A 25,763-nucleotide genomic window follows, 5' to 3' on the forward strand; every position below is an offset into this window, starting at 1 on the left:
CCGCCCACGGCCCCGCCCGAGCCGGGACCGGACGGACTCGACGGGTTCACGGTGCCGGCGGGCTCACCACCCCGGCCTGTCCCGTCGGCCGGCCCGTCGCCACCGCGTAGAAGGCGACCGCGGCCGCCGCGCCCACGTTGAGCGAGTCGACGCCGTGGGACATCGGGATGCGGACCCATTCGTCGGCGGCGACCAGGGCCCGGGTGGACAGCCCGTCGCCCTCCGCGCCCAGCATCAGGGCGACCCTGTCCATCCGGTGCGGGGCGGCCTCGTCGAGGCTCCGGGCCTTCTCGTCGGGGGTCAGGGCGAGCAGCGTGAAGCCCGCCTCGCGGACCGATTCCAGGCTCCTGGGCCAGCTGGTCAGCCTGGCGTACGGCACGGAGAAAACCGCCCCCATGGAGACCTTGACGCTACGGCGGTAGAGCGGGTCGGCGCAGTCCGGGGAGAGCAGGACCGCGTCCATGCCGAGGGCCGCCGCCGAGCGGAAGACGGCACCGATGTTGGTGTGGTCGTTGACGGACTCCATGACCACCACCCGGCGGGCGGTGTGCAGCAGTTCGGCAGCCGTGGGCAGGGGGGTGCGCTGCATGGAGGCGAGCGCACCGCGGTGCACGTGGTAGCCGGTGACCCGTTCGGCGAGTTCTGGGCTCACGACGTAGACGGGGGCGGGGAGTTCGTCGATGACGTCGCGCATGACGTCGGCCCACTTGGCCGAGAGCAGCATGGAGCGCATCTCGTAACCCGCGTCCTTGGCACGTCTGATGACCTTCTCGCCCTCGGCGATGAACAGGCCCTCGGCGGGTTCGCGTGTGCGGCGCAGCTCCACGTCGGTCAGGCCCGTGTAGTCGTGCAGGCGCGGGTCGTCGGGGTCCTCGACGGTGATGAGATCGGCCACGGGGTGATATTGCCTTGTCCTGGGTGTGGTGCCGACGGCCGGGATCGACCGTGTTACCGGGGGTTGCTTCCGGGGGGTGCCGCCTGGGCCCACAAGGGCCGCGGAGGCCTACGAGGGCTTACGAGGGCTGCGGGGCAGGAGGCCCGACGTCCACGACCTCGCCGATGACGATGACCGCCGGTGGCCTGACCTCCTCGGCCCGGACGGTCTCACCGACCGTGGCGAGGGTGGCGTCGACGCGGCGCTGGGCGGCCGTGGTGCCCTCCTGGACCAGGGCGACCGGCGTCTGTGGCGACCTTCCGTGCGCCATGAGGGTCTCGGCGATCCGGCCGATCTTGTCGACGCCCATGAGCACCACGAGGGTGCCGGTCAGCTTCGCCAGCGACGGCCAGTCGACCAGGGAACGCTCGTCGTCGGGCGCGACATGACCGCTGACCACGGTGAACTCGTGGGCCACACCGCGGTGGGTGACCGGAATCCCGGCCGCGCCCGGGACCGAGATGGAGCTGGAGATGCCGGGGACCACGGTGCACGCGATGCCCGCCTCGGCGAGCGCCTGCAGTTCCTCCATGCCACGGCCGAAGACATACGGGTCGCCGCCCTTGAGCCGCACCACCGACTTGCCCTGCCTGGCGTGTTCGATCAGCGCGTTGTTGATGGCCTCCTGCGCCATGAACCGGCCGTACGGGATCTTCGCCGCGTCGATCACCTCGACGTGCGGGGGGAGTTCGGCCAGCAGGTCGCGCGGGCCGAGCCGGTCGGCGATGACGACGTCCGCCTCGGCGAGCAGCCGGCGTCCGCGCACGGTGATCAGGTCCGGGTCGCCGGGGCCGCCGCCGACGAGGGCCACGCCCGGGGTCCGGGCGCGGTGGTGCCGGGCGACGAGCGTGCCGTCGCGCAGACCCTCGACCACGGCGTCGCGGATCGCGGCGGTGTGGCGGGGGTCGCGGCCCTTGACGTCCGTGGTGAGGACGGCGACCGTGACTCCCTCGCTGTGCCCGGTGGCCGGGGTCCAGGCCGTGGCCCGGTCGGCGTCGTCGGCGCGGACGCACCAGACGCGGTGGCGTTCGGCCTCGGCGGAGGCGCGGGCGTTGGCCTCGCCGTCACCGGTGGCGATCAGCGCGTACCAGGCGTCCGTGAGGTCGCCCTCGGTGTAGCGGCGCCGCTCCCAGGTGATCTCACCGGCGTCCGCCATCGCCTCCACGGAGGGCGTCGCCTCCGGTGAGATCAGGACGATGGCCCCGCCGGCCGCGATGAGGGCGGGCAGCCGGCGCTGGGCGACCTGGCCGCCGCCGAGCACCACGACTCGGCGGCCGGTGAGGCGGAGGCCTACGGGGTAGGCGGGGTGTTCGGCCATGAGGCTGCGGCTCCTCGTACAGGCGGGCGTGCGAGGGGCGCTACGGCAGTGGAGCGGCCCCGACGTGCGGTGTGCGGATGGGGGATCAGCCTACGGCGGGGGTGGGACGGTGACGACGGAACACCGGACGTCGCGCCCCACCCCCTCCGGGGTGCCTGCTATTTCTCGGCAACGCCGGCCGAGTCGAACGTCGCCACCTCGTGCATGGCCCGCGCGGTGCTCTGCACCATCGGCAGGGCGAGCAGCGCGCCCGTGCCCTCGCCGAGGCGCAGGTCCAGGTCGACCAGCGGGCGCAGGCCCAGCTTGTTGAGCGCGGCCACATGGCCGGGCTCGGCGCTGCGGTGCCCCGCGATGCACGCGGCCAGCACCTCGGGGGCGATGGCACGGGCCACCAGGGCCGCGGCCCCGGCGCTGACGCCGTCCAGGATCACCGGCGTACGCAGGGACGCACCGCCGAGGAGCAGGCCCACCATGGCCGCGTGCTCGAACCCGCCGACGGCGGCGAGGACGCCGATGGGGTCGGCGGGGTCCGGCCGGTGCAGTTCGAGGGCGCGGCGCACGACGTCGGTCTTGCGGACCAGGGTCTCGTCGTTGATGCCGGTGCCCCGGCCGGTGACCTCGGCCGGGTCCGCGCCGGTGAAGACGGAGATCAGGGCGGCGGACGCGGTGGTGTTCGCGATGCCCATCTCACCGGTGAGCAGCGCCTTGTTGCCGGCGGCGACCAGGTCGCGGGCGGTCTCGATGCCGACCTCGATGGCCTGCTTGGCCTCCTCGCGGGTCATCGCGAGGCCGGCGGTCATGTCGGAGGTGCCGGCGCGGACCTTGCGCGGCAGCAGTCCCGGGGTGGCCGGGAGGTCGGAGGCCACCCCGACGTCGACCACGCAGACCTCGGCGCCCACCTGCGTGGCGAAGGCGTTGCAGACCGCTCCGCCGCCGAGGAAGTTGGCCACCATCTGGGCGGTGACCTCCTGCGGCCACGGGGTGACGCCCTGGGCGTGAACACCGTGGTCGCCCGCGAAGACCGCGACGGCCGCGGGCTCCGGAATGGGCGGCGGGCACTGGCGGGACAGTCCGGACAACTGCGCGGAGATGATCTCCAGCATGCCGAGCGCGCCGGCCGGCTTGGTCATCCGCTTCTGCCGCTCCCAGGCCTCGCCGAGTGCCTTGGCGTCCAGCGGGCGGATCTGCGCGACGGTCTCGGCGAGCAGGTCGTGCGGCTCCTCGCCGGGCAGCACACGCCTGCCGTACGTCTCCTCGTGCACGACCCACGACAGGGGGCGGCGCTTGGACCAGCCGGCCTGCATCAGCTCGGGCTCGTCCGGGAACTCGTCGACGTAACCCACGCACAGGTAGGCGACCACTTCGAGGTGCTCGGGCAGGCCCAGCGCGCGCACCATCTCGCGCTCGTCGAAGAAGCTGACCCAGCCGACCCCGAGGCCCTCGGCGCGCGCGGCGAGCCACAGGTTCTGGACCGCCAGGGCGGAGGAGTACGGCGCCATCTGCGGCTGGGTGTGCCGGCCCAGGGTGTGCCGGCCGCCGCGGGTCGGGTCGGCGGTGACGACGATGTTCACCGGGGTGTCGAGGATGGCCTCGATCTTCAGTTCCTTGAACTGCTTCGCCCGCCCCTTGGGCAGGGACTTGGCGTAGGCGTCGCGCTGGCGCTCGGCCAGTTCGTGCATGCCGCGCCGGGTCTCGGCGGAGCGGATGACGACGAAGTCCCAGGGCTGGGAGTGGCCCACGGAGGGCGCGGTGTGGGCGGCCTCCAGGACCCGGAGCAGGACCTCGTGCGGGATGGGGTCGTCGCGGAACCCGTTGCGGATGTCCCGGCGCTCCCGCATGACCTTCTGCACGGCCTCGCGCTCGGCGTCGTCGTAGCCGGGGGCGGCGGGGCCGGCGACCGGCGTGGCGTGCACCGCTCCGGCACCCCGGGTGTCGAGGCCGTCGGGGTTCTGGGCGAGTACGGGCCGGACCGGTTCGGGCTGGACCGGTTCGGGCCGGGCGGAGTCGGACGGAGTCGGCCCGGCCTGGACCGGCTCGGTCTCCGCGGGCGGGTGCTCGCCCGGCGCGTTCCCTGCGAGGCCCTGCTCGTCCGGCGGTTCGGCGGCCTGCTCCGGGGCGGAAGCGACGGGAACGGCGCCGGTGTCGGCCTGGCGGGGCGCGGGGACCGGACCCGCGGTCTCCGGTACGGGCTGTTCCTCGGCGGGGAGGGTCAGCGGCTGCGGCGGGGCCGGCGCGAGATACGGGGTGGTCGGCACGGCTCCCTCTACGGGGACGAACTCCCCCGGGGTCTGGTCCGGCCGCGCCTCCGGGGAAACGCTGCCGGGGAGCGGCGTGGTAGTGCCGTCGGGAGCGGCCGGGTCGGCAGCGGGGGCTTCGGGGCCCGAGGGAGCCGGGGAACCGGGAAGCGGCGCCCACGCCTCCTGGACGGGCGGGGCGAAGAGGGCGACCGGGGTCTGCTGAGGCCCCTGGGCCGGGTACGCGGCCGGGATGTACGGGCCACCGGGTTCCCCGGCCACGGGCTCGGCCACCACTTGCTGAAGCACCGGCTCGGCTGCCGCGTCGGGGGCGGGCTCCGTGCCGGGAGCGGGCGCTGCTTCGAGGTCTGATACGACGGGCTCCGGCGCCTCGGCGTGCCCGGGTGCCTCGGCGTGCCCGGACGTCCTAAGGGCCGCGGCTTCGGGAGCCTGCGTCCGGTCGACGGGTGCGGCCGGTGCGGGGGCGGACGCCTCGGCGTCGCCGTCGTCCTGGGCCGCGGTGACGATGTCCTGCGGGTCTCCCGGGCCGGTGAACGGTTCCCGGGGTTCGTGGGCCACGGCGGAGGTGGCCTCGCTCCCGTCGACGACGGGGACACCCTCCGGCTCTTGGGCTGCCACGGCCTCCTGGACCGGAGAGTCGTCCGGCGCCATGGCGACGACGGGGGTGGGGTCGGCCTCGGGCGCCTGCGCCTGCTCCTCGGCGGCCGGAGCCGGTACGGGGTCGGATTCCTGACCCACGCCCTGCCCCACGCCCTGGCCCGCGGCCGGCCCTGCGGCCGGAACGAGGGACGGTACGGGGGCCGCGGCGGGGCCGGTCTCGTACCCGGGGCTCCCGGGCAGCCCGGCGATCACACCGGTCGCCGAAGCAGAACCCGGTTCCGTACCCGCGCCGGGCCCGGTCACGTCGGCTGCCGGTCCGGAAGAGCCCTCGGGCCCCCCGGGTCCCGCCAGGCCCTCCGGTCCCGGAGCCTCTTCCGGACCCGGCGCGGGAACGGTGTGCATGACCGGCGCACCCGTGGTGCTCTGCCGGTCCGCCGCGGCCTCGGCGGCCTGCGGCTGACCGGTGCCCGCCTCCGTCGCGACGCGTGCGACCAGTGCCTGGGCGGCACCCATGGACTGCTGAGGCGGAGCAACCGTTTCCGCTTGGACGGTCGTACCCACCGCGGCGTGGACACCCCAGGGCTGCGCCGTCTGCGGGACCGCTTCCCGGGCGCGCGGCGCGTCGAGGTACTCGGGGCCGGCGGGCGGCGGGCCTGCCTGGCGCACCGGCACGTCGGCGGGGCCGCGGTCGGCAAGGGAGCGGACCGGGCCGGTGGTGGTGCTGGGAATGGGCGGGCCGAGGTGCAGCGGCCGGCGCGGCGCGGCCGGCGCCTGCGACTCGTGCGTGACCGCCGGACCGGGCGCCTGCCGCTGCCCGGGATCGGGCAGGCGGACGCCGCCGAGGTCGACCGAGCCGGTGTCCCGGCCGGACGTCTCGTGCGGTCCCGGCTCGTGCACGGTCTCGACGACCGGCTCCGGCGCGGGTGGGGCGACCTCGTTGCCCCAGGCGCCCTGTGCGCCCGGCAGCAGCAGGTCTTCGTCCTCGGCGGAACTGTCGGAGAGGTAGGTGTACGAGTCGGGCGCGGGGACGCCCGGCTGCTCCACCATGCCTGCGTTCTCCGGCTGTCCCTCGCCCGGGACCTGGCCGGTGTCGGTCATGCGTACCCCTCGCCCATCGGTTAGTGCTCCTACGACCAGCTCACCCGGGACGGCGCACCCGACCGCCCCACACTGAAGAACGAGCGTGCGTCCTCAGCGGTACGAACGGCCTGCCCTGAAAGGCGACAAAGCCATTCACAGGCATTGTCGCTGCCGTACGGCCGCCGCGTCAGCTTGATCCGCGACGGTTCCGCTGTGGACTGCGCCACGTTGCGCGTCCTTGGGTTGTGCCGTACCACACACGCCTCGCAACGGGCGTGTTTTCGGGACATCGGCCGACGAGTCGGCGGGCGTCCGAGTTGCGGTACAACGATCGGCCAGCCTACCGCGCGCGATACGACAACCCGCTCGCGGGGACGGCATCGCAACAGGGCGGCGGGCTCAGGCGGTACGCGTCGGCAGTACGCCGCTGAGCAGGAACGCGACGCTCCGTTCGGTCTCCGTCCAGGCCTTGGTGTCGAGTGCCACGGACTGCAGGAGAGCGCACTCGACCCGGTAGCCGTGCTCGGTCAGTTCCCGGCCGATCCGTTCGGCCGCGTCGCGGGTGGCGGCGTGCGTGACGATGCGCTGCGGGCGGCGGTCGGCCACCGCCAGGACCACGGCCGCTCCCCCGCCGCCGACCCGGACGACGTCCGGTTCGGGTAGGTCTTCCAGCACGTGCGGGGCGGTGCCGTGCACGATCTGGAGCTGGACGCCGTGCCGGCGGGCGGTGGAGTCGGTGTGCGCGCAGGCCCGCGGGTCGCTGTCGACCGCGATGACCGCGGCGCCGGCCCGTGCCGCCTCGGTGGCGAAGGCGCCGTTCCCGCAGCCGATGTCCCATACGAGGTCACCGAGTCTGGGTCCGAGCCGGGCGAGCTGGGAGACACGCAACGGCTCCCGTTCGCCCTCGCCGAGGTCGCCGCCATAGGCGTCGGCCGGCAGCGTCCAGCCGCGGGGCCCGGATGCGGGGTCGCGCCCGGCGATCCAGCCGCCGGACGCGGTGGTGGCGGTCTGGCCGCCGATGACGATGACGACGTTCGGGTCGCGCCAGGTGTGGTCGGCGGCCTTGTCGGAGGTGACGACGCTGACCTGCTCGCGCACGGTGCCGAGCTCCTCGCAGATGACGAAGGTGCGGTGGACGCCCTCCATGAGCAGGCCCAGTTCGGCCGGACCGGCGCCGGGAGACGTAAGAACCGCCACTTTAGTGTGGGCTCGGCATACGTTCACCGCGCGTCGCAGGGTTCGGGGGTGTGCGACCACCACATGTGCGTCGTCCCAGGGCATGCCGGCTCGGGCGAAGGCGGTGGCAACGGAGGAGACTGCGGGAACGACCTCGACCTCCAGGCCGAACTCGGGTGCGCGCAGGGTCCGTACGACGCCGAAGAAGCCCGGGTCGCCGTCGGCGAGGACCACCGCCGTGCCGCGGTGACCGGCGACGCGGCGGGCGGCCAGGGCGGCACTGCCGAGCCGGATGCGCTCGGCACCGGCGGGTACCTCGGGAAGTTCCAGGTGGTGCGCGGCGCCTGCCACCAGGGTGGCGGCGCCCAGTGCGGCGCGGGCCGCTGCGGTCAGCGGCGAACCGTCCCAGCCGATCACCGTGACCCGGTCGGCCATCGTTGTCAGTCTCCTGGTGTGCGCGGGGCGTCTTGGGTGTGCGGGGCGTGGTCGGCCGCTCCGGCCTCGGGCGGGCTTGGTGAGGGTACCCGGTACGGCCGTGAACCGGGGTGGCCCACCACCGGTAGCCCGTCCGGGAGGTTTCCGGAAGAGGCTCAGCTCCAGTCGGTGAAGGCGGTGAACTGTCCGGTGTCGGCCAGTTGTTCGGCCGATCCCTCGAGGTCCTCCGGCAGCAGGCTCCACACGATGAAGTCGGTGCGTACGTCCGTCCAGACGCCGTCGTCGCCGCGGAGATGGGCTATGCAGGCGTTGCGCAGGACGCCCTCGCTGATGCAGCCGATCTTCTGGGCGACCTGTTGCGAGGCGGTGTTGTCGGCGGCCGTGCGCAGCTCGACGCGTTCCATCTTCTGGTCGCCGAAGAGCCACTGGGCCGTGGCCATGGCGGCCTCGGAGGCGTAGCCCTCGCCGCGCGCCCAGGGGGCGACGATGTACGAGAGTTCGGTGGACCGGATGTGCCAGTTGGTCCTGGTCAGCTGGATGATGCCCACCAGGCGCTGGGTGAGGAACTCGGTGACGGCGAGGTCCAGTCCGCGGCCGGCCGCACGTTGGGCGGGGGCGTGCTCGGTGATCCAGGCGCGGGCGGCCTGCTCGGTGAAGGGCCGGGGAACGTCGGTCCAGGCGGCGATCTGCTCGTCGTTCATCATCTCGGTCAGAAGGGGGACGTCGTCCTCATCGAGGGGACGCAGCACCAACCGCTCCGTGTTGATGGAGATGTTGGGGAAGGTGCTGCTCGTCATGCGCCGCTCCGTAACCTTCGTGACCGTCGGACACCGCTGAACTGCCCAGCATGCAGCATGAAAGCACCGGACCGCACCACGGGGTCCACTCCGTGTGCCGGAGTGGACCCCGTGAGTGCCGAACGGGTGGCGGGAGCGGCGCGGACGGCGGTGTGCCCCCTCGTGCGCCCGGCCGTGTGCCCTGCGCCGGTGGTGCGCGTCGCCCGGATCGTACGGCGGATCAGAAGGCGGCGACGACCGAGCCGGCGTACTTGTCGTCGATGAACTTCTTGACCTCGTCGGAGGTGAGCAGCTCGGCGAGCTTCTTCACGCGCGGGTCGTCCTCGTTGCCTTCCTTGACGGCGAGGAAGTTGGCGTTCGGGTTGCCCTCGGCGGACTCGAGGACGAGGGCGTCCTCGGCCGGCTGGAGGTCGGCCCCGATGGCGTAGTTGCCGTTGACGACCGCGGCGTCGACGTCGGCCAGGGCGCGCGGTGTCTGGGCCGCCTCCAGCGCCTTGAACTTGAGCTTCTTCGGGTTCTCGGTGATGTCCGAAGAGGTCGCCCCGAAGCCGACGCCGTCCTTGAGCGTGATGATCTTGTTGGCGGCGAGCAGCTGCAGCGCGCGTCCCTCGTTGATGGTGTCGTTGGGGATGGCGATGGTCGCACCGCTCTTCAGCTCGTCGGCCTCCTTGACCTTCTCGGAGTAGAGGCCGAGCGGCTCCAGGTGCACGTCGCCGGCGGGCACGATGTGGGTGCCGTTCTTCTTGTTGAAGTCGTCGAGGTACGCCTGGGTCTGGAAGTAGTTGGCGTCCACCGAGCCGTCCTCCGTGGAGGTGTTCGGCGTGACGTAGTCGGTGACCTCCTTGACCTCCAGGTCGAGCCCGGCCTTCTCGGCCAGGTTGTCCTTGACGAAGTTGAGGATCTCGGCGTGCGGCACGGGGCTCGCGGCGACGGTCAGCGGGCTGGAGGCGTCGGACCCGGAATCCTCCTCCGAGCCGCAGGCGGTGAGGCCGAGGGTGAGGGTTCCGGCGGCGAGGACAGCGGTGGCGATCTTGATGGTGTTACGCACGAAAAGTGCCTTTCCTTCAGGGTGGTGCGGCCCCGACTCGGGGTGGTGCGGGGCCTTCGGGGAAGTGGGGATCAGGGGGTGCGTGAAGGCTGAGGGCGGGGCCTGGGCTATCCGGCCTTGCCGACGTCGGCCGTCGCGGTCGCCGTCGCCGGCTCCTTGGCCTTGAGCAGCCGCAGCCTCGGTCCGGAGCTCTGGCGTCCGCCCCGGTGGTGCAGGGAGCGGGCCGCGTAGTCGCCGGCGAACTGGATGAGGGAGATGGCCACGGCGAGAACCGCCACGGTGATCCACATCAGTCCGGTCTCGAAGCGCTGGTAGCCGTAGCGGACGGCGAGGTCGCCGAGTCCGCCGCCGCCCACGGTGCCGGCCATGGCCGAGTAGCCGATGAGGGCGACGATCGTGGTGGTGGTGCTGGCGATCAGCGAGGGCAGCGCCTCGGGCACGAGGACCCGGCGGACGATCGTCCAGGTGTTGCCGCCCATGGCTTGCACGGCCTCGACGAGCCCATGATCCACTTCGCGTACGGCCGTCTCGACGAGGCGGGCGAAGAAGGGGATACCGCCGATGGCGAGGGGCACGATCGCGGCCTCGCTGCCGATGGTCGTCCCGGTGATCCAGCGGGTGAAGCTCATCAGGGCGACCATGAGGATGATGAACGGCATCGAGCGGCCGACGTTCACGATCTGCCCGATGACCTTGCTCACCAGACTGTTCTGCAGCAGTCCGCCCTTGTCGGTGAGGACGAGCAGGACGCCGATCGGGAGGCCGAGGACGACGGAGATCAGGGTCGACCAGCCGACCATGATCAGCGTCTCCCAACACGCCTGTTCCAGCAGCGGCTGCATCTGGGACCAGGTCACTTGGCATCCTCCTTCACGAGCGCCGACGGCGCCCGGTCCACCTGCTGTGCCTGCTGTACCGGTTCGCTCTGTTCGACGGCCTCGATGTACAGCCCCTGTTCACGCAGGAAGCCGATCGGTACCACGTTGTCCTCGTAGCGGCCCGGGAGCTCGATGCGCATCCTGCCCACCTGGAGGCCGCCGACGGTGTCGATGGCGGCGCCGAGGATCGAGATGTCGATGTTGTAGGTGCGGGACAGCTGGGAGATGACCGGCTGGGTCGCGCTCTCGCCCTGGAAGGTGATGTCCAGGACGGTGCGGTTGTCGCCCGACACCTCGCCGGCGACCGGGAACAGCGCGGAGGCCAGTTCGGAGCCGGGGGTCGCCAGGAGTTCGGTGACGGTGCCGGACTCGACGACGCGGCCGTGTTCCATCAGCGCGGCCGAGTCGCAGATCGACTTCACGACGTCCATCTCATGCGTGATGAGCAGGACGGTCAGGCCGAGCTGGCGGTTGAGGTCGCGCAGCAGCGCCAGGATGGAGCGGGTGGTCTCCGGGTCGAGGGCGCTGGTGGCCTCGTCGGACAGCAGCACCTTGGGGTCGCCGGCCAGGGCGCGGGCGATGCCGACGCGCTGCTTCTGGCCGCCGGAGAGCTGGGCGGGGTAGGCCTTGGCCTTGTCGGCGAGGCCGACCAGGTCGAGCAGTTCCAGCGCCTTGCGGGAACGTTCCTTCCCCGACCGGCCGAGGATCTCCAGCGGCAGTTCGACGTTGTCCTGCACGGTGCGCGAGGAGAGCAGGTTGAAGTGCTGGAAGACCATGCCGATGCGGCTGCGCGCCTGCCGCAGTTCCCGGCCGGCCCGCGGCCCGCGCCCGGCCAGGGCGGTGAGGTCCTGACCCGCGACGGTCACGGTGCCCGAGGTGGGACGCTCCAGCAGGTTGACGCAGCGGATGAGTGAGGACTTTCCGGCGCCGGACTGGCCGATGACGCCGTAGACCTCGCCTTCGCGGACGTGCAGGTCGACGCCGTCCAGGGCGGTGACCTCGCGTCCGCGCGAGCGGTAGACCTTGGTGAGGCCCGAGGTGGTGATCACGTGGGTAACCGTCACTTTCGAGTGCGCGGCACGTCAGGGGAGCCGCGCGCGAGGCATTGAGGGGCGAAACCCAGGGGCCGGGGGCGGCCCTGACTCGGCACGGCCTCTCGCGAGCGGTGCGCAAGCAACCATGGAGAGACGTGCGTGCGGGGCGGGGTTCGGTACGTACACATGCGGAACACGGGGGACTCGCGTGCGGGTACGAACCGGCTCTCGCTTCGGGGCGCGAGGCTCAGATGCTGCGGGGGCCCTCTAGGAGGCGCGCATTCGGAGCGGACACATACATCCGGCACCGAGCGGCACACGCGCTTCGGTGGCAGGGATGCGGTCGCTCGTCGTGGTCATGCGGCCAGTAAAGCAGATGTTCACCCCTGATCGGATAGGGCTGTCCATATTCCGGACAGCCGTGGACACCCGTGCTCGCACGTCAGAGCCGTGCGGTGATCTCGAACCCGGCATCCGTGACCAGTACGGACAGGGCCGACAGGTCCCCGACCACGAGATCGGCGGTCAGTTCGTGGGTCTGGTGGGTTGTGGCCAAGGCCACGGTGGTCATCCCGGCCGCCCGGCCCGCCTGGAGCCCGGCGGGGGCGTCCTCGAAGACGACACAGTGGGCGGGGTCGACGCCGAGAGCGCGGGCGGCGAGCAGATAGGGCTCGGGGTCGGGCTTGCCCCGGGTGATGTCGTCGGCGGCGACGAGAGTCTTGGGCAGGATGCCCGCGGCGGCGAGGCGGGCCTCGGCCAGCCGCCGGGTCGCGGAGGTGACGACGGCCCAGCGTTCGGCCGGCAGCGCGCCGAGGAGGTCCAGGGTGCCCGGCAGCGGGATCGCGCCGCCGTTCGGCACATCCTCCACCTCCAGGTCCTCGATCCGTGCGACGGCCTCGGGCACGACATGGGCGGGCAGCAGGTCGGCGGCTACCTCGACGGCCGGGCGGCCGTGCAGTTCGATCCGCCCGAACTCCTCGGCCGTGATCCCGTACTCGACGGCCCACCGGGTCCAGCAGCGCTGCACGGATTCGAGGGAGGAGACGAGGGTGCCGTCGTTGTCGAACAGGAGGGCTTGCGCATGGATGGTCATGCCATCGACCCTACGGCCCCACCGTGCGCGGCTGCGCCCGTGCCTGTGCCCGCCGCGCACGGGCACGGGTGGGGCCGGGCACGGGTGGACCATTACGGCGTAATAAGGTCGCTGCCATGCTTGATGCCCTGACCCTGGCGACCGGCGTCGCCGCGCTGCTGCTCGCCGCCTGGTGCGGCTGGGCCGCCTACCGCGACCAGCCGACGAAGGACTGGCACTTCATCGGCATGGCCGTGGTCACCCTGCTGACACTGGTTCAGCTGGTGGTCGGGATCGTGCAGCTGGCCCGGGGCGAGGAGCCGGAGCAGGGGACCGTCATCTTCGTGGCCTATCTGCTGGGCTCGTTCGCGTGCGTCCCGGCGGCGGGCTTCATGTCGCTGGCCGAGCGCACCCGCTGGGGTTCGATCACGGTCGCCGCGAGCGGTGTCGTGCTGGCCGTGCTCGAGGTGCGGCTCTATGACATCTGGAAGGGCTGAGATGACCGTGACGGAACGGGAACCGGGGCGGAAGCCGGGCGGGACCCGGCTGATCGGCGGGCCCGGGCTGCTGCTGGTGTGGCTGTACGGGGTGATGGTCGTCGGCGCCGTGTCGCGTTCCGCGTACCAGATCGCCACCGAGTTCGACCGGGCGCCGCTCGCCTACTCGCTCTCGGCGATCGCCGGGGTGGTCTACGGCTTCATCACGTACACCCTGGTCCGCGGCGGGGAGACGGCCCGCAGGGCGGCGCTGGTGTGCTGTGCGGCCGAGCTGGTGGGCGTCCTGACGGTCGGCACCTGGACCCTGGTGGATCCGTCCGCCTTCCCCGACGCGACCGTGTGGTCGGACTACGGGATGGGCTACCTGTTCATCCCCGTACTGCTGCCTCTCACCGCCCTGTACTGGCTGCGCAAGGCCCGCACGGCGTGACGGGCGTGCCCCGGGAGGGCACCGGGGCCGTGCCCGATCGGGCACGGCCCCGTCACGCCGTGCGGCGCTCTCCCCGTCAGGCGGTGGCCGCGTACGTGTCCGCCGTCTTCTCCAGGACGATCATCGGTACGCCGTCCGTGCCCCGGGACGTCCCGACCCGCTGGTAGCCGACCTTGCTGTACAGCTGGAGGTTGCTCTCACTGCGATGGCCGGCCTGGAGACGGAACATCCTGGCGCCCCGCTCGTCGGCGAGGGCGGACTCGGCGGCGCGCAGCAGCCGGGCGCCGATGCCGTGGCCCTGGAGGCGGGGGTGGACGCAGAGCTTGCCGATGGCAGCGGCGGCGTCCTCGGTGCTCCTGCCGTGCACCGAGCCGACGATCTCGTCGCCGAGCCGGGCGACGAAGACCAGGTCGGCGGTGACCTCTTCGCGGACCGAGTCCAGACTCTGGACGAGCGGAGCGATGCGGTAGTTGCCGTACAGCGCCGCTTCGCTCTGGAAGCACAGGTACTGCAACCTGAAGATCTGCTCGGCGTCCTGCTCCGTCGCCGCAGAGATGGTCACGCTCATGCCCATGTGTGCACGCCTCCCGCTCACCTGATCACCTGTGGTCCCTCACTCCTATCCCCGTCCTCACCCGGACGCAACCTCCGGCGCGAGCAAACGACGCAGACATCCGAGACATCTGGAGCGTTCCGGCCCCAGACTGCCTTGTGAGATACCCAACTCCCCTGCGATGTCCCGGTATGTCGGGTCGTGCGGGGACAGCAGGGCCTCCAGCAGCCGGGGGCAGCGGCCGGGCAGCCGGCGCACCGCGGCCCGCAGGGCGCGGCGGCGGGCGGCGGCGAGGGCGAGGCGTTCGGGGTCGCCCTCGCCGGTGCCGGCGGGGTCGGCGAGGTCGCCGGCCCACGGCGTCTCGTGCCGGGCGGTGCGGCGGGTGCGGCGGGCCTCGGTGCGGACGGTCCGGCGGAGCCAGCCCTGCGGGTCGCGCGGCGGGTCGTGCGCGTCGAGGCGTTCCAGGAGCCGCAGCCAGACCGTCTGTTCCAGGTCGGCGGGTTCGGCGCCGGACGCGTACGCCTCGGCGGAGGCCTCAGCGATGAGCAGCGGACGGAGGGCGGTCACCAGGTCGTGCGTCATATGCGCAACGACGCCGACCGCCCCGGCGGGGTTGCCGGGGCTGCCGGAACTCACCCCGACCGGGGCGGAACGGCTCAGCCGTTGACGAAGTCCTCGCGGGCCAGCAGACCGGTGTCCGGGTGGTCGGTGAAGACGCCGTCGATGCCGGTGGCGAAGTAGGCCCGGAAGGCGCCGAAGACGTCGCCGTAGGCGTCGGGGTCGCTGCCCTTGCGGAAGTTCGCGGGCAGGAAGGGGTTCTCGTTGCGCATCGTGTAGGGGTGCAGGATCAGCCCGGCCCGGTGCGCGTCACGGACCAGGGTGGTGGGCTCGGTGAGGTTCCCGGCCGCGTCCTTGGGGATGACCAGGTCCAGGGTGGGGCCGATGCCCTGCGCGTAGGAGGCGATCTCCTTGAGGCCCTTCGGCGTGACGAGGTCGGCCACCTTGCGCGGGTCGCCGTTCTCCACGAAGTCCCAGGGCCGGCTGTTCGCGCCGGAGAGGAGCACCGCGAGCGGGTTGCCGACGAGCCGGCTCATCCGCTGGATGCTGGTGGGCTCGAAGGACTGGATGATGACGGGCGAGTTCTTCTTGTCCTTGCCGTGCCTGCGCAGCAGCCGGGCGAGGAGCTCCTCGGTGCCCAGGCCCAGTGTGCGGAAGTAGGTGGGGTGCTTGAGTTCGGGGTAGATCCAGACCTGCTTGCCGCGTTTGCGGGTCTGCTCGTTCTGCCAGCGGAGCACCTCTTCGAAGGTGGGGATCCCCCAGCGGCCGTCGTAGAGGGTGTTGTGCGGGCGGTTGGCCGCAATGCGCTCGACGGCGCGCAGCCGCCTCAGTTCGGCGAGGGTGAAGTCCTCGGTGAACCAGCCGGTGACGGAGGCACCGTCGAGCAGCTTCGTACGCTTGCGGCCGGCGAACTCGGGGTGGTCCGCGACGTCCGTGGTGCCGCCGATCTCCGGCTCGTGCCGGCAGACGAGGTGGCCGTCCCTGGTGGGCACCAGGTCGCCGGCCTCGACGATGTCGGCCCCCAGGTCGAGGGCCAGGTCGTAGGCGCCGAAGGTGTGCTCGGGCCGGTATCCGCTGGCGCCCCGGTGGCCGATGACCGTCGGGACGGGAAGACCCTTGAGCCCTCGTCCGCCGCCGCGCCGGGATGCGCCGGACCGGGCCTCCGCGGCTCTCGCCGTGCCGCCCAGTCCGAGGACCGTACCGCCCGCGCCGAGCACCGCCGCGCCGAGGAGCGCGCGCCGTCCGGTCCCCCCTGTCCCCGTTTCGTCCGTCGCCGTTTCGTCCGTCCGCTCGCCCGACTCCTGCGTTCCCATGGGGACCCTCCTGCCGTTGGCCGTCAGTGCGGAGTGATCGTAGGGGCGCGTACATGACGAACGGGAGACCGCGGCCGGAACACGCGGGTGATACGGGGACACGGGATGCCACACGGGTGAGCCGCGACCCGAACGGGCGTATGGGTCAGGAGGTCTGACATGCCGTCGGGTTCGGGAGCGCCGCGCCGGGGTACCCGGCTCGTCCGGAGGACCGGCGGCGCGCCTCCCGCGGGTCCGGGGGTCGCGTGTGGTTCCCTCCGGGCCGTGCCCGAACCCCTGACCGACGGCGGTCGCACCCCGACCGGCGGCGCCGACTCCCCCGGACGCGACATGTCTCACATCCCGGCGGGTGGATTACGGGCGTGCAACATCGTTTCACCGCAGGTGAACATGCGTAGACACTGTGCAATACCCGGGTGAACCCGACGTGCGGCGCCCCCTCGGCCGCGAGTAATGTCCTCACCTGCACAGACTCATCCCGCATTCCCGACACCGGAGGACCCGTTGTCCCGCTTCGCGCTCATCAAGGCAGTGCTCGGCCCGGTCATGCGCCTGATGTTCCGCCCCCGGGTGGAGGGCCTGGAGCACATCCCGGGGGACGGCCCGGTGATCCTGGCGGGCAACCACCTCACCTTCATCGACTCGGTGGTCCTGCCGGTGGTCTGCGACCGCCAGGTCTTCTTCATCGGCAAGGACGAGTACGTCATCGGCAAGGGGCTCAAGGGCCGGCTGATGGCCTGGTTCTTCACCGGCGTGGGCATGATCCCGGTCGCCCGCGACGGCGGCCGGGGCGGGGTCGCGGCGCTGATGACGGGCCGCCGGGTGCTGGACGAGGGCAAGGTCTTCGGCATCTACCCGGAGGGCACCCGCTCCCCCGACGGCCGTCTCTACCGGGGCCGCACCGGTATCGCGCGGCTCACCCTGATGACGGGCGCGCCCGTCGTCCCGTTCGCCGTGATCGGCACCGACAAGCTCCAGCCGGGCGGCGCGGGCCTGCCCCGGCCCGGCCGGGTCACGGTCCGCTTCGGCGAGGCGATGGAGTTCTCCCGCTACGAGGGCATGGACCGCGACCGCTACATCCTGCGGGCCGTGACCGACTCGGTGATGACTGAGGTCATGCGCCTGTCCGGGCAGGAGTACGTGGACATGTACGCCAGCAAGGCGAAGGCGGCCTGACGCCCTGCGCCCCGTGACTTCCGGCGGGGCAGGGGCGCCGCGGCCTTACCCGCGCCCGGCCCCGGCGGCTTCGCCGGCCTCGGTGTTCCCGGCGGCGGCCGGCACGGGGCAGGAGCTCCTCAGTGCCAGGCCAGCCGTGCGCGCCGCTCCCAGTACGCGTGCGGGTCCTCGGGCAGCGCGGCGAGCCGGGTGAGCTGGTCGTCGTCGAGGTCGACGACGGCCGCGTGCAGGTTGGAGGCGAGCTGCACGGTGGTGGCGGCGCCGGAGAGGACGACGTCCGCCCAGGGCCGGCGCAGTACGAGCGCGAGGGCGACGGCGTCGCACGCCAGGCCGGTCTCCTCGGCGACGGCCCTGAGCGCGGCGGGGGCGTGGGCCGCGGCCAGCCGCCCGTTGGCCATGCCCTCCTTGACGATCACCGTGAGCCCGGCGTCATGGGCCTCGGCCAGGGCGGGCTCGGCGGAGGTCTCCAGCGCGTTGTACGTGGACTGGACGGTACGGAAGAGGGGTTCGCCGTCGACGGTGACGGCGAGCGCGGCGCGGATGGCGTCGGTCTGGGCCGGGCCGCTGGTGGAGAAGCCGACCGTGAGGCCCCGGGCCGCCGCCTCGGCGAGCCGGGCGTGGAGATCCTTGTCGGTGAGGGCGGGGCTCTCGGGGGTCACCGAGTGGATCTGGTAGAGGTCGAGCCGGTCCCCGAGCAGCGCCTCGGACTCGGCGCGCTGGCGCTCGTAGGCGGCGAGGGAGTGTTCCTTGACCTCGTGCCGCTCGGCGTCGGTGGACCAGTCGGCGGTGTACGTGTAGCCCCACTTGCTGCCGATGACGACGTCGTCGGCGTCGGGCCGCTTCGTCAGCCAGTCGGCGAGGAACTCCTCCGACCGGCCGTACGAGCGGGCCGCGTCGAAGTAGCGGACGCCCTGGGCGTAGGCGGCGTCGAGGAGGTCGTGGGTACGGGTGCGCAGGGCCTCGACGCCGCGGTCGGCGCCGAGGTCGTCGTCACGGCCCAGGTTGATGTAGCCGGGTCGCCCGACGGCGGCGAGTCCCAGGCCGATGTGGCAGGTGGGGGTCGTCGCGGAGGCGAGGCGTGTGAAGGGCATCGAGGGCTCCGTCCGGTCGGCTCCTTGCGGCTGCCGGACCAACGTAACCCTTGATGCCCCTGCGACACCGGAGTGATTACTTCTTGGCGTTCGCCCACGCGTGCTGGGCGGCCAGGTCCGCCTTGACCTCGGCGAGCTGCGTGGCGACCGCGCTCGGTGCCGTGCCGCCACGGCCGTCGCGGGAGGCGAGGGCGCCGGGAACGTCGAGGACGGTGCGCACCTCGGGGGTGAGGTGGGCGGAGATCTTCGCGAACTGCTCGTCGGTCAGTTCGTCGAGCTCCTTGCCCTCGGCCTCGGCGGTCTTGACGCACTCGCCGGCGACCTCGTGCGCGACACGGAACGGCACACCCTGCTTGACCAGCCACTCGGCGATGTCGGTGGCCAGCGAGAACCCGGCCGGGGCCAGCTCCTCCATGCGCTCACGGTGCACGGTGAGGGTGGCCATCATCCCGGTGAAGGCCGGCAGCAGGATCTCCAGCTGGTCGATGGAGTCGAAGACCGGCTCCTTGTCCTCCTGGAGGTCGCGGTTGTACGCGAGCGGGAGGGCCTTGAGAGTGGCCATCAGGCCGGTCAGGTTGCCGATCAGCCGGCCCGACTTGCCGCGTGCCAGCTCCGCGATGTCCGGGTTCTTCTTCTGCGGCATGATCGACGAGCCGGTGGAGAAGGCGTCGTGCAGGGTCACGAAGGAGAACTCCTTCGTGTTCCAGATGATGACCTCCTCGGCGATCCGGGAGAGGTTCACCCCGATCATCGCGGTGATGAAGGCGAACTCGGCGACGAAGTCCCTCGATGCCGTGCCGTCGATGGAGTTGGCCGCGCTGCCGTGCTCGAAGCCGAGGTCGCGGGCCACCGCCTCGGGGTCCAGGCCGAGACTGCTGCCGGCCAGCGCGCCCGAGCCGTACGGCGAGACCGCCGTCCGCTCGTCCCACTGACGCAGCCGCTCGGCGTCCCGGGACAGCGCCTGGACGTGGGCGAGGACGTGGTGGGCGAAGAGCACCGGCTGGGCGTGCTGGAGGTGGGTGCGGCCGGGCATCGCCACGTCCGGGTGGGCCTCGGCGAGGCCGACGAGGGCGTCCTGGAGTTCGGCGATCAGGCCGCCGAGGGTACGGGCGTGATCCCGCAGGTACATCCGGAACAGGGTCGCGACCTGGTCGTTCCTGGAGCGTCCGGCGCGCAGTTTGCCGCCGAGGTCGGGGCCGAGGCGCTCCAGCAGGCCGCGTTCCAGAGCGGTGTGCACGTCCTCGTCGGCGATGGTGCCGGTGAACGAGCCGTCGGCGACGTCCGCCTCCAGCCGGTCGAGGCCCTCGATCATGCGGGTGAGCTCGTCCTCGGTGAGCAGGCCCGCCCCGTGCAGCACGCGCGCGTGCGCCCGCGAACCGGCGATGTCGTAGGGCGCGAGCCGCCAGTCGAAGTGGACGGACGCGGACAGCTTGGCCAGGGCCTCGGCGGGACCGTCGGCGAAACGGCCGCCCCAGAGCCGTACGTCACCGCTGTTGCTGCTCACTTGCGTTGCTCCTCGAAGACAGGCGAGTCGTGGATGGGCCACATCGTGGATGTGACACCGCCTCCTCACTCAGGCGCAGGAGAGTGAGGAGGCGGTGTCAGAGTAGTGCGTGACGGTTCGTCGGACGGTCAGGCGAGGTCGCGCTTGGCGGCGATCTTCGACGACAGGCTGTAGATGTCGATGAAGCCCTTGGCCGCCGCCTGGTCGAACGTGTCGCCGGTGTCGTAGGTGGCGAGGTTGAAGTCGTACAGGGACGACTCGGAGCGCCGGCCGGTGACGACGGCCCGCCCGCCGTGCAGGGTCATCCGGACGTCGCCGTTGACGTGCTGGTTGGCCTCGGTGATGAAGCCGTCCAGGGCGCGCTTGAGCGGGGAGAACCACTGGCCGTCGTAGACCAGTTCGCCCCAGCGCTGCTCGACCTGGCGCTTGTAGCGGGCGAGTTCGCGCTCGACGGTGACGTTCTCCAGCTCCTGGTGGGCCGTGATCAGCGCGATGGCGCCGGGGGCCTCGTACACCTCGCGGGACTTGATGCCGACGAGGCGGTCCTCGACCATGTCGATCCGGCCGACGCCCTGGGCGCCCGCGCGCTCGTTGAGCTGCTGGATGGCCTGGAGGACGGTGACGGGCTTGCCGTCGATGGCGACCGGCACGCCCTCCTTGAAGGTGATGACGACCTCGTCGGCCTCGCGCGCCACGGCGGGGTTCTGCGTGTACTCGTAGACGTCCTCGATCGGCGCGTTCCAGATGTCCTCGAGGAATCCGGTCTCGACGGCGCGGCCGAACACGTTCTGGTCGATGGAGTACGGCGACTTCTTCGTGGTCGCGATCGGCAGACCCTTGGCCTCGCAGAAGGCGATGGCCTTGTCGCGGGTCATGGCGTAGTCACGGACCGGGGCGATGCACCTCAGGTCGGGGGCGAGGGCGACGATGCCGGCCTCGAAGCGGACCTGGTCGTTGCCCTTGCCGGTGCAGCCGTGGGCGACGGTGGTGGCGCCGTGCTTCTGCGCGGCGGCGACGAGGTGCTTGACGATCGTCGGCCGGGACAGCGCGGAGACCAGCGGGTAGCGGTCCATGTAGAGGGCGTTGGCCTTGATCGCCGGGAGGCAGTACTCGTCGGCGAATTCGTCCTTGGCGTCCGCGACCTCGGCCTCGACGGCACCGCAGGCGAGCGCGCGCTTGCGGATGACGTCCAGGTCCTCGCCGCCCTGGCCGACGTCGACCGCAACGGCGATGACCTCGGCGCCCGTCTCCTCGGCGATCCAGCCGATGGCGACGGAGGTGTCCAGACCGCCCGAATAGGCGAGTACGACGCGCTCGGTCACGGGATTCTCCTTACAGTGCATTCGCTGACATGCATGAGTATGCAGGAGGATGCATGATTCGTCAATCCGACTCCATCCGGAAGGCCTGACTCCGACCGGAGGGGTCGATTTCGCATGGAGTGTACGGAGTCCTCCGTACGGAGTGCGCGGAGCCCGGGATTGATTCGGCGTGTGATTGAACGCGGGTAATCGCTTTCCCGTACCTCCCGCCGGACGCAGGCGCCGCGTCGGCACATCCGGGCCCTCCCCCACGGGCCCTCCCCCACGCAACCCCGAACCATCCCCGACCCGAGTGAGGCATTCGCATGTCCAGGGCCCTTCCGAAGTACAGCAAGCGTCGCGTCGGTTTCATCGGCGGCGCCGCCGCGGTGGCGCTGTCCGGTGCGGTGATCGCCGGATCCGCTCTCGCCGGCGAGTCGTCCGACGGCAACGACGCGAACGTCCGGACGCTCGCGGGGCCCGGCACGATCAGCTGCCCCGACGTGGCGCCGGAGCTTCCCGCCATCCCCGCCTCCGCCCAGGCCGAGGTCGACCGCAACCTCGGCCAGCTCGACACCCAGATCGCCGAGGCCAACCGGCGACTCGTCGACACCGTCGGCCAGGGCGGACCCAACTTCGTCCAGAACGCCATCCTCGGCCCGCTGAAGGACAAGCGCGTGGCCGCCATCAACCGCATCGCCACCGCCATCGGCCGCACCGCCGAACGCCCCGCCGGACTCGACTCCCTGGCCGCCTGCACGCTCGACGCGGAAGGCGCGGCGGAGACGGGCGGGGAGGCCGGCGGCGACGGCGGTGGGGAAGCCGCCACCCCGCCCGCCGACGGTGCCGGTCAGGGGGCGGACCAGGGCGACGCGGGCCAGGAGAGCGGGAACGGCGCGGACGACGCCGGGAACGCAGGCGCGGGCACGATCAGCTGCCCCGACGTCGCGCCGGAGCTTCCCGCCATCCCCGCCTCCGCCCAGGCCGAGGTCGACCGCAACCTCGGCCAGCTCGACACCCAGATCGCCGAGGCCAACCGGCGACTCGTCGACACCGTCGGCCAGGGCGGACCCAACTTCGTCCAGAACGCCATCCTCGGCCCGCTGAAGGACAAGCGCGTGGCCGCCATCAACCGCATCGCCACCGCCATCGGCCGCACCGCCGAACGCCCCGCCGGACTCGACTCCCTGGCCGCCTGCACGCTCACGAAGTGACGTGACAGGCACCGTGGCCGCCCCGCGACACGCCGGCCGGGGCGGCCACGGGCGGGTCCCCGGCTCTGCCCGGAACCCGCGTCGGCCGTCGAAATCCTTAGACAGGCAAACGAATGGCGTTCATACTCGGTGACCATGGGAAAAACCTATGAGCGCATAGACGGCCGCCTGCGTACATTCATCGAGGCGCAGCCGGTCTTCTTCACCGCCACCGCGCCCCTGTCCGCCGACGGCACGGTCAACCTCTCGCCCAAGGGCCTCACCGGGTCTTTTGTGGTTCTCGACGAACTCACCGTGGCATACCTCGACTTCGCCGGTTCCACCGCCGAGACCATCGCCCATCTGCGGGAGAACGGCCGCATCACCCTGATGTGGTGCGCCTTCCAGGGGCCGCCCAACATCGTGCGCGTGCACGGCCGCGGTGAGCCCGTCTTCCGGGACGACCCGCGCTTCGTGGAACTGCTCGCCCGCTTCCCCGGCATCGACCCGACGGCCCACGGCCTGCGCGCGATCGTCGTGGTGACCGCCGACCTCATCCGCGACACCTGCGGCTACGCCGTCCCCTTCATGGCGTACGAGGCGGACCGCGACCTGCACGGGAAGCGGTTCGCGCGCGAGGACGACGCCTCGCTGGACGCGTACTTCACCAAGAAGGAACACGTCGCGACGAGCCTCGACGGCCTCCCCGGGCTGCCCCTGCCACTGCCCCCGTCGCCGGAGCCGGGCCCGGGCCCGGAGCTTCCGGCGCCCCGGAAGGCCGCGGCCCCGGACGCGTCTTAGGCCTGCTGCGAAAGTCCGTCCCACCTCCGCGGTATCGCTGAACGCTCCCGGGTCACGGCACGTATGTGTGGGTCAAGGGCCAAGTCCCACGGAGGAACCGTGACCACCACGCTCGCAGGCGGACGTGCCGCCCGCCGCCAGACGATGCGCCGCATCCGTCCGCGCCGCTCCCCAGCCGTGCCCCTGCTGCTCGCCGTGGGGGCGGGCGCGGTGGCCGTGCTGTGGTTGTGGTGGAACAACACACCGTCCATCTCGGACACCACCGGCCGGATCATCGCCGCGGGCCGTATCACCGGCCTCCTGGCCGGCTATCTGATGGCCCTCGTGGTGCTGCAAATGGCCCGGGTGCCCGCACTGGAACGCCGGGTGGGCTCGGACCGGGTCGCCCGCTGGCACGCGATGAGCGGCCGCTACACCGTCAGCCTGGTCATCGCCCATGTCTTCCTCATCATGTGGGGCTACGCCCTCCAGGCGGGCAAGACCCTCGGCGACATCGTCCAGCAGACGATCACCTCGGTCGATCAGCTGCCGGACATGGGCAAGGCCGCCATCGGTACGGGTCTGCTGTTCGTGATCGCCTTCCTCTCGATCGGCCCGGTCCGCCGCCGGCTGCCGTACGACAGCTGGTACCACGTGCACCTGCTGACGTACGCGGCGATGTACCTGACGTTCTGGCACCAGATCACCACCGGCAACGAGTTCGCCGTGGAGCCGTCCGCGAAGACCTTCTGGTACGGGCTCTACGGCGCTGTCACCGCGCTGGTCCTCTGGTACCGGGTGCTCACCCCGATCCGGCTGAACCTGCGTCACCGGATGCGGGTCGAGGCGGTCATCGAGGAGACGCCGGGCATCGTGTCGGTGCTGATCGGCGGGCGCAAGCTGCACCGGATCGGCGCCGAGGCGGGGCAGTTCTTCCGCTGGCGGTTCCTGGCACCGGGGATGCGGTTCAGTTCCCACCCGTACTCGCTGTCGGCGGCGCCCCGTCCCGACATGCTGCGGATCACGGTGAAGGCGATCGGCGACCACACCTCCCGGCTGCGCGACCTGGAGCCCGGCACCCGGGTGTGGGCGGAGGGCCCCTACGGGGCGATGACCGCCCAGCGCCGCAGCCGCGGCAAGGTGCTGCTGGTCGCCGGCGGCGTGGGCATCACACCGATGCGGGCCCTGTTCGAGACGCTGCCCGGTGGCTCCGGCGACATCACCCTGCTCTACCGGGCCAACACCACGCATGACCTGGCCCTGTGGAACGAGCTGGCCAAGATCGCCGACGAGCGCGGCGCCCGTCTGATGTACGCGGTGAACAGCCCCGATGGGGAGCGCCCCGACATCTCCGCGGACAGTCTGCGCCGCAAGATCCCCGACATCGACGACCACGACGTCTTCATGTGCGGCCCGCCCGGGTTCGCCCAGTCGGTCTACGACGCACTGCGCGGCGCCGGGGTCCCCGCCCGCCGTATCCACCACGAGTCGTTCGAGATGTGAGCGACGGGTCATCCACACCCATCAGGAGCTTGAGAAGCGATGAGGAAGAGTCACCCCGTCCGGCGTGCCGTGCTGGCCACCGCAGCCACCGTCTCCGGGATCGTGCTGCTGCTGACGCTGAAGCCCGGTTCCGACCAGGGCTCGGCGGACGCGGCCGGCGGCGCGGTCCCGCCCGCGGCCGCGCAGTCCCCGCAGGGCGGCACCCAGGCCATCGCGAACGGCACGGTCACCGGTGACGCGGCCGACACCCAGTACGGCGCGGTGCAGGTGCGCCTGACGGTGAGCGGCGGGAAGATCACCAAGGCCGAGGCCGTCCAGTCCCCCAAGGGCGGCCAGAGCGACCAGATCAACGCCAACGCCGTACCCAAACTCAACCAGGCCGCGGTCGCCGCGCAGAGCGGCGAGATCGACGCGGTGTCCGGCGCGACGTACACCAGCGCCGGATACAAGAAGTCCCTGCAGTCCGCACTGGACAAGGCGAAAGCCGCCGGAGCGGCCGAGAACGGGAACGGGCAGGGCGGCGCGGGGAGCGCGCAGGCCCTCGGCGACGGCACCGTCACCGGTGACGCGGCCGACACCCAGTACGGCGCGGTGCAGGTGCGCCTGACGGTGAGCGGCGGGAAGATCACCAAGGCCGAGGCCGTCCAGTCCCCCAAGGGCGGCCAGAGCGACCAGATCAACGCCAACGCCGTACCCAAACTCAACCAGGCCGCGGTCGCCGCGCAGAGCGGCGAGATCGACGCGGTGTCCGGCGCGACGTACACCAGCGCCGGATACAAGAAGTCCCTGCAGTCCGCACTGGACAAGGCGAAAGCCGCCGGAGCGGCCGAAGCCGCCGAGAGCGGTGGCGGCTCCGCCGCGGACGCGTCCGCCGGCAGCGGTTCCGCCGGGAGCGGGCAGGACGGAGCCGGGGGGAACGCCCCGGCCGCCCTCAAGGACGGCGCCGTCACCGGTGACGCGGTGCAGACGGAGTACGGAGCCGTGCAGGTCCGGATCACCGTCGAGGGCGGGAAGATCACCAAGGCCGAGGCCGTGCAGGCCCCCAAGGGCGGCCAGAGCGACCGGGTCACCAACCAGTCCGTCCCGAGGCTCAACCAGGCCGTCGTGAAGACCGGCGGCGCGGACATCGACGCCGTGTCGGGCGCCACGTACACCAGCGCCGGGTACAAGAAGTCGCTGCAGTCCGCGCTGGACCAGGCCGGTGGCTGAGACGGTGGCCGAGTCCGCACAGGCTCCC

At 71.9% G+C, this 25,763-nt stretch carries 21 protein-coding genes and 1 pseudogene; 7 read left to right on the forward strand and 15 right to left on the reverse strand.

What is annotated here, in order from left to right; genetic code table 11:
- Window positions 1–46 precede the first annotated feature (46 nt).
- The 9 genes from V4Y04_RS05765 to V4Y04_RS05805 all read right to left on the reverse strand — a co-directional run bounded on the left by V4Y04_RS05765 (window position 47) and on the right by V4Y04_RS05805 (window position 12,648).
- Window positions 47–895, reverse strand: a complete 849-nt coding sequence (locus V4Y04_RS05765; RefSeq protein WP_332426210.1) for a TrmH family RNA methyltransferase — start codon at window positions 893–895, stop codon at window positions 47–49.
- A 118-nt stretch (window positions 896–1,013) separates the two neighbouring features.
- The gene (gene cobA, locus V4Y04_RS05770; protein WP_332426211.1) at window positions 1,014–2,252 is read right to left on the reverse strand and encodes a uroporphyrinogen-III C-methyltransferase; all 1,239 of its coding nucleotides are present in this window, start codon (window positions 2,250–2,252) and stop codon (window positions 1,014–1,016) included.
- A 158-nt stretch (window positions 2,253–2,410) separates the two neighbouring features.
- Window positions 2,411–6,205 carry a nicotinate-nucleotide--dimethylbenzimidazole phosphoribosyltransferase gene (gene cobT / locus V4Y04_RS05775; RefSeq protein ID WP_332426212.1) on the reverse strand — a complete coding sequence of 1,265 codons (3,795 nt, stop codon included), beginning with the start codon at window positions 6,203–6,205 and terminating at the stop codon, window positions 2,411–2,413.
- Between the two features lie 381 nt (window positions 6,206–6,586).
- Window positions 6,587–7,798: a precorrin-6y C5,15-methyltransferase (decarboxylating) subunit CbiE gene (gene cbiE, locus V4Y04_RS05780; RefSeq protein WP_332426213.1), complete on the reverse strand. Its 1,212-nt coding sequence runs from the start codon at window positions 7,796–7,798 to the stop codon at window positions 6,587–6,589.
- A gap of 155 nt (window positions 7,799–7,953) precedes the next feature.
- A complete protein-coding gene (locus V4Y04_RS05785; RefSeq protein ID WP_332426214.1) occupies window positions 7,954–8,595 on the reverse strand; it encodes a GNAT family N-acetyltransferase in 642 nt (213 codons plus the stop codon).
- A 220-nt stretch (window positions 8,596–8,815) separates the two neighbouring features.
- The gene (locus tag V4Y04_RS05790; RefSeq protein ID WP_332426215.1) at window positions 8,816–9,643 is read right to left on the reverse strand and encodes a MetQ/NlpA family ABC transporter substrate-binding protein; all 828 of its coding nucleotides are present in this window, start codon (window positions 9,641–9,643) and stop codon (window positions 8,816–8,818) included.
- A 107-nt stretch (window positions 9,644–9,750) separates the two neighbouring features.
- The gene (locus V4Y04_RS05795; protein ID WP_332426216.1) at window positions 9,751–10,500 is read right to left on the reverse strand and encodes a methionine ABC transporter permease; all 750 of its coding nucleotides are present in this window, start codon (window positions 10,498–10,500) and stop codon (window positions 9,751–9,753) included.
- On the reverse strand, window positions 10,497–11,570 hold the full coding sequence (locus tag V4Y04_RS05800; protein ID WP_332426217.1) for a methionine ABC transporter ATP-binding protein: 1,074 nt from the start codon (window positions 11,568–11,570) through the stop codon (window positions 10,497–10,499). The genes V4Y04_RS05795 and V4Y04_RS05800 overlap by 4 nt, the downstream gene beginning before the upstream one ends.
- A 427-nt stretch (window positions 11,571–11,997) precedes the next feature.
- Entirely contained in the window at window positions 11,998–12,648 is a 651-nt protein-coding gene (locus V4Y04_RS05805; RefSeq protein WP_332426218.1) for an HAD family hydrolase, read from the reverse strand.
- 116 nt (window positions 12,649–12,764) lie between these two features.
- Between V4Y04_RS05805 and V4Y04_RS05810 the strand changes: the two genes are divergently transcribed.
- Both V4Y04_RS05810 and V4Y04_RS05815 read left to right on the forward strand, forming a co-directional pair.
- The gene (locus V4Y04_RS05810; protein ID WP_332426219.1) at window positions 12,765–13,124 is read left to right on the forward strand and encodes a hypothetical protein; all 360 of its coding nucleotides are present in this window, start codon (window positions 12,765–12,767) and stop codon (window positions 13,122–13,124) included.
- Window position 13,125: 1 nt separating this feature from the next.
- Window positions 13,126–13,554 carry a hypothetical protein gene (locus V4Y04_RS05815; RefSeq protein ID WP_332426220.1) on the forward strand — a complete coding sequence of 143 codons (429 nt, stop codon included), beginning with the start codon at window positions 13,126–13,128 and terminating at the stop codon, window positions 13,552–13,554.
- 76 nt (window positions 13,555–13,630) lie between these two features.
- Here the strand turns inward: V4Y04_RS05815 and V4Y04_RS05820 are convergent, their stop codons facing one another.
- The 3 genes from V4Y04_RS05820 to V4Y04_RS05830 all read right to left on the reverse strand — a co-directional run bounded on the left by V4Y04_RS05820 (window position 13,631) and on the right by V4Y04_RS05830 (window position 15,978).
- The gene (locus V4Y04_RS05820; protein ID WP_332426221.1) at window positions 13,631–14,128 is read right to left on the reverse strand and encodes a GNAT family N-acetyltransferase; all 498 of its coding nucleotides are present in this window, start codon (window positions 14,126–14,128) and stop codon (window positions 13,631–13,633) included.
- 57 nt (window positions 14,129–14,185) lie between these two features.
- Entirely contained in the window at window positions 14,186–14,689 is a 504-nt protein-coding gene (locus V4Y04_RS05825) for a sigma-70 family RNA polymerase sigma factor (protein ID WP_332426222.1), read from the reverse strand.
- A 74-nt stretch (window positions 14,690–14,763) separates the two neighbouring features.
- Window positions 14,764–15,978 carry a glycerophosphodiester phosphodiesterase gene (locus V4Y04_RS05830; RefSeq protein WP_332426223.1) on the reverse strand — a complete coding sequence of 405 codons (1,215 nt, stop codon included), beginning with the start codon at window positions 15,976–15,978 and terminating at the stop codon, window positions 14,764–14,766.
- Window positions 15,979–16,482: 504 nt separating this feature from the next.
- On the opposite strand from V4Y04_RS05830, the gene V4Y04_RS05835 reads away from it, so the two are divergent.
- On the forward strand, window positions 16,483–17,154 hold the full coding sequence (locus tag V4Y04_RS05835; protein WP_332426224.1) for a lysophospholipid acyltransferase family protein: 672 nt from the start codon (window positions 16,483–16,485) through the stop codon (window positions 17,152–17,154).
- A 119-nt stretch (window positions 17,155–17,273) separates the two neighbouring features.
- On the opposite strand, the gene V4Y04_RS05840 is transcribed toward V4Y04_RS05835, so the two are convergent.
- The 3 genes from V4Y04_RS05840 to V4Y04_RS05850 form a co-directional block, all read right to left on the reverse strand.
- Entirely contained in the window at window positions 17,274–18,245 is a 972-nt protein-coding gene (locus V4Y04_RS05840) for an aldo/keto reductase (protein WP_332426225.1), read from the reverse strand.
- Between the two features lie 76 nt (window positions 18,246–18,321).
- Window positions 18,322–19,749, reverse strand: coding sequence for an argininosuccinate lyase (gene argH / locus V4Y04_RS05845; RefSeq protein WP_332426226.1), 1,428 nt, complete (start codon window positions 19,747–19,749; stop codon window positions 18,322–18,324).
- Window positions 19,750–19,877: 128 nt separating this feature from the next.
- A complete protein-coding gene (locus V4Y04_RS05850) occupies window positions 19,878–21,071 on the reverse strand; it encodes an argininosuccinate synthase (protein WP_055625922.1) in 1,194 nt (397 codons plus the stop codon).
- Window positions 21,072–21,376: 305 nt separating this feature from the next.
- Between V4Y04_RS05850 and V4Y04_RS05855 the strand changes: the two genes are divergently transcribed.
- The 4 genes and pseudogenes from V4Y04_RS05855 to V4Y04_RS05870 all read left to right on the forward strand — a co-directional run bounded on the left by V4Y04_RS05855 (window position 21,377) and on the right by V4Y04_RS05870 (window position 25,735).
- The gene (locus V4Y04_RS05855; protein WP_332426227.1) at window positions 21,377–22,264 is read left to right on the forward strand and encodes a hypothetical protein; all 888 of its coding nucleotides are present in this window, start codon (window positions 21,377–21,379) and stop codon (window positions 22,262–22,264) included.
- A gap of 135 nt (window positions 22,265–22,399) precedes the next feature.
- A pseudogene (locus tag V4Y04_RS05860) lies at window positions 22,400–22,978 on the forward strand (pyridoxamine 5'-phosphate oxidase family protein); the annotation flags it as partial.
- A 165-nt stretch (window positions 22,979–23,143) separates the two neighbouring features.
- The gene (locus V4Y04_RS05865) at window positions 23,144–24,526 is read left to right on the forward strand and encodes a ferredoxin reductase family protein (RefSeq protein ID WP_332426228.1); all 1,383 of its coding nucleotides are present in this window, start codon (window positions 23,144–23,146) and stop codon (window positions 24,524–24,526) included.
- Window positions 24,527–24,565: 39 nt separating this feature from the next.
- Complete coding sequence (locus V4Y04_RS05870; protein ID WP_332426229.1) at window positions 24,566–25,735, forward strand: FMN-binding protein; 1,170 nt, start codon at window positions 24,566–24,568, stop codon at window positions 25,733–25,735.
- Window positions 25,736–25,763 lie beyond the last annotated feature (28 nt).

Source organism: Streptomyces sp. P9-A2 (genome assembly GCF_036634175.1).
Taxonomy (GTDB): Bacteria; Actinomycetota; Actinomycetes; order Streptomycetales; family Streptomycetaceae; genus Streptomyces; species Streptomyces pratens.

Bases quoted from the DNA above. Each gene is read 5' to 3' on its own strand.
- cobA (WP_332426211.1), bottom strand. From the start codon at position 2,252: ATGGCCGAACACCCCGCCTACCCCGTAGGCCTCCGCCTCACCGGCCGC.
- cobT (WP_332426212.1), bottom strand. From the start codon at position 6,205: ATGACCGACACCGGCCAGGTCCCGGGCGAGGGACAGCCGGAGAACGCA.
- cbiE (WP_332426213.1), bottom strand. From the start codon at position 7,798: ATGGCCGACCGGGTCACGGTGATCGGCTGGGACGGTTCGCCGCTGACC.
- V4Y04_RS05785 (WP_332426214.1), bottom strand. From the start codon at position 8,595: ATGACGAGCAGCACCTTCCCCAACATCTCCATCAACACGGAGCGGTTG.
- V4Y04_RS05805 (WP_332426218.1), bottom strand. From the start codon at position 12,648: ATGACCATCCATGCGCAAGCCCTCCTGTTCGACAACGACGGCACCCTC.
- V4Y04_RS05810 (WP_332426219.1), top strand. From the start codon at position 12,765: ATGCTTGATGCCCTGACCCTGGCGACCGGCGTCGCCGCGCTGCTGCTC.
- V4Y04_RS05815 (WP_332426220.1), top strand. From the start codon at position 13,126: ATGACCGTGACGGAACGGGAACCGGGGCGGAAGCCGGGCGGGACCCGG.
- V4Y04_RS05820 (WP_332426221.1), bottom strand. From the start codon at position 14,128: ATGGGCATGAGCGTGACCATCTCTGCGGCGACGGAGCAGGACGCCGAG.
- V4Y04_RS05825 (WP_332426222.1), bottom strand. From the start codon at position 14,689: ATGACGCACGACCTGGTGACCGCCCTCCGTCCGCTGCTCATCGCTGAG.
- V4Y04_RS05830 (WP_332426223.1), bottom strand. From the start codon at position 15,978: ATGGGAACGCAGGAGTCGGGCGAGCGGACGGACGAAACGGCGACGGAC.
- V4Y04_RS05840 (WP_332426225.1), bottom strand. From the start codon at position 18,245: ATGCCCTTCACACGCCTCGCCTCCGCGACGACCCCCACCTGCCACATC.
- V4Y04_RS05855 (WP_332426227.1), top strand. From the start codon at position 21,377: ATGTCCAGGGCCCTTCCGAAGTACAGCAAGCGTCGCGTCGGTTTCATC.
- V4Y04_RS05870 (WP_332426229.1), top strand. From the start codon at position 24,566: ATGAGGAAGAGTCACCCCGTCCGGCGTGCCGTGCTGGCCACCGCAGCC.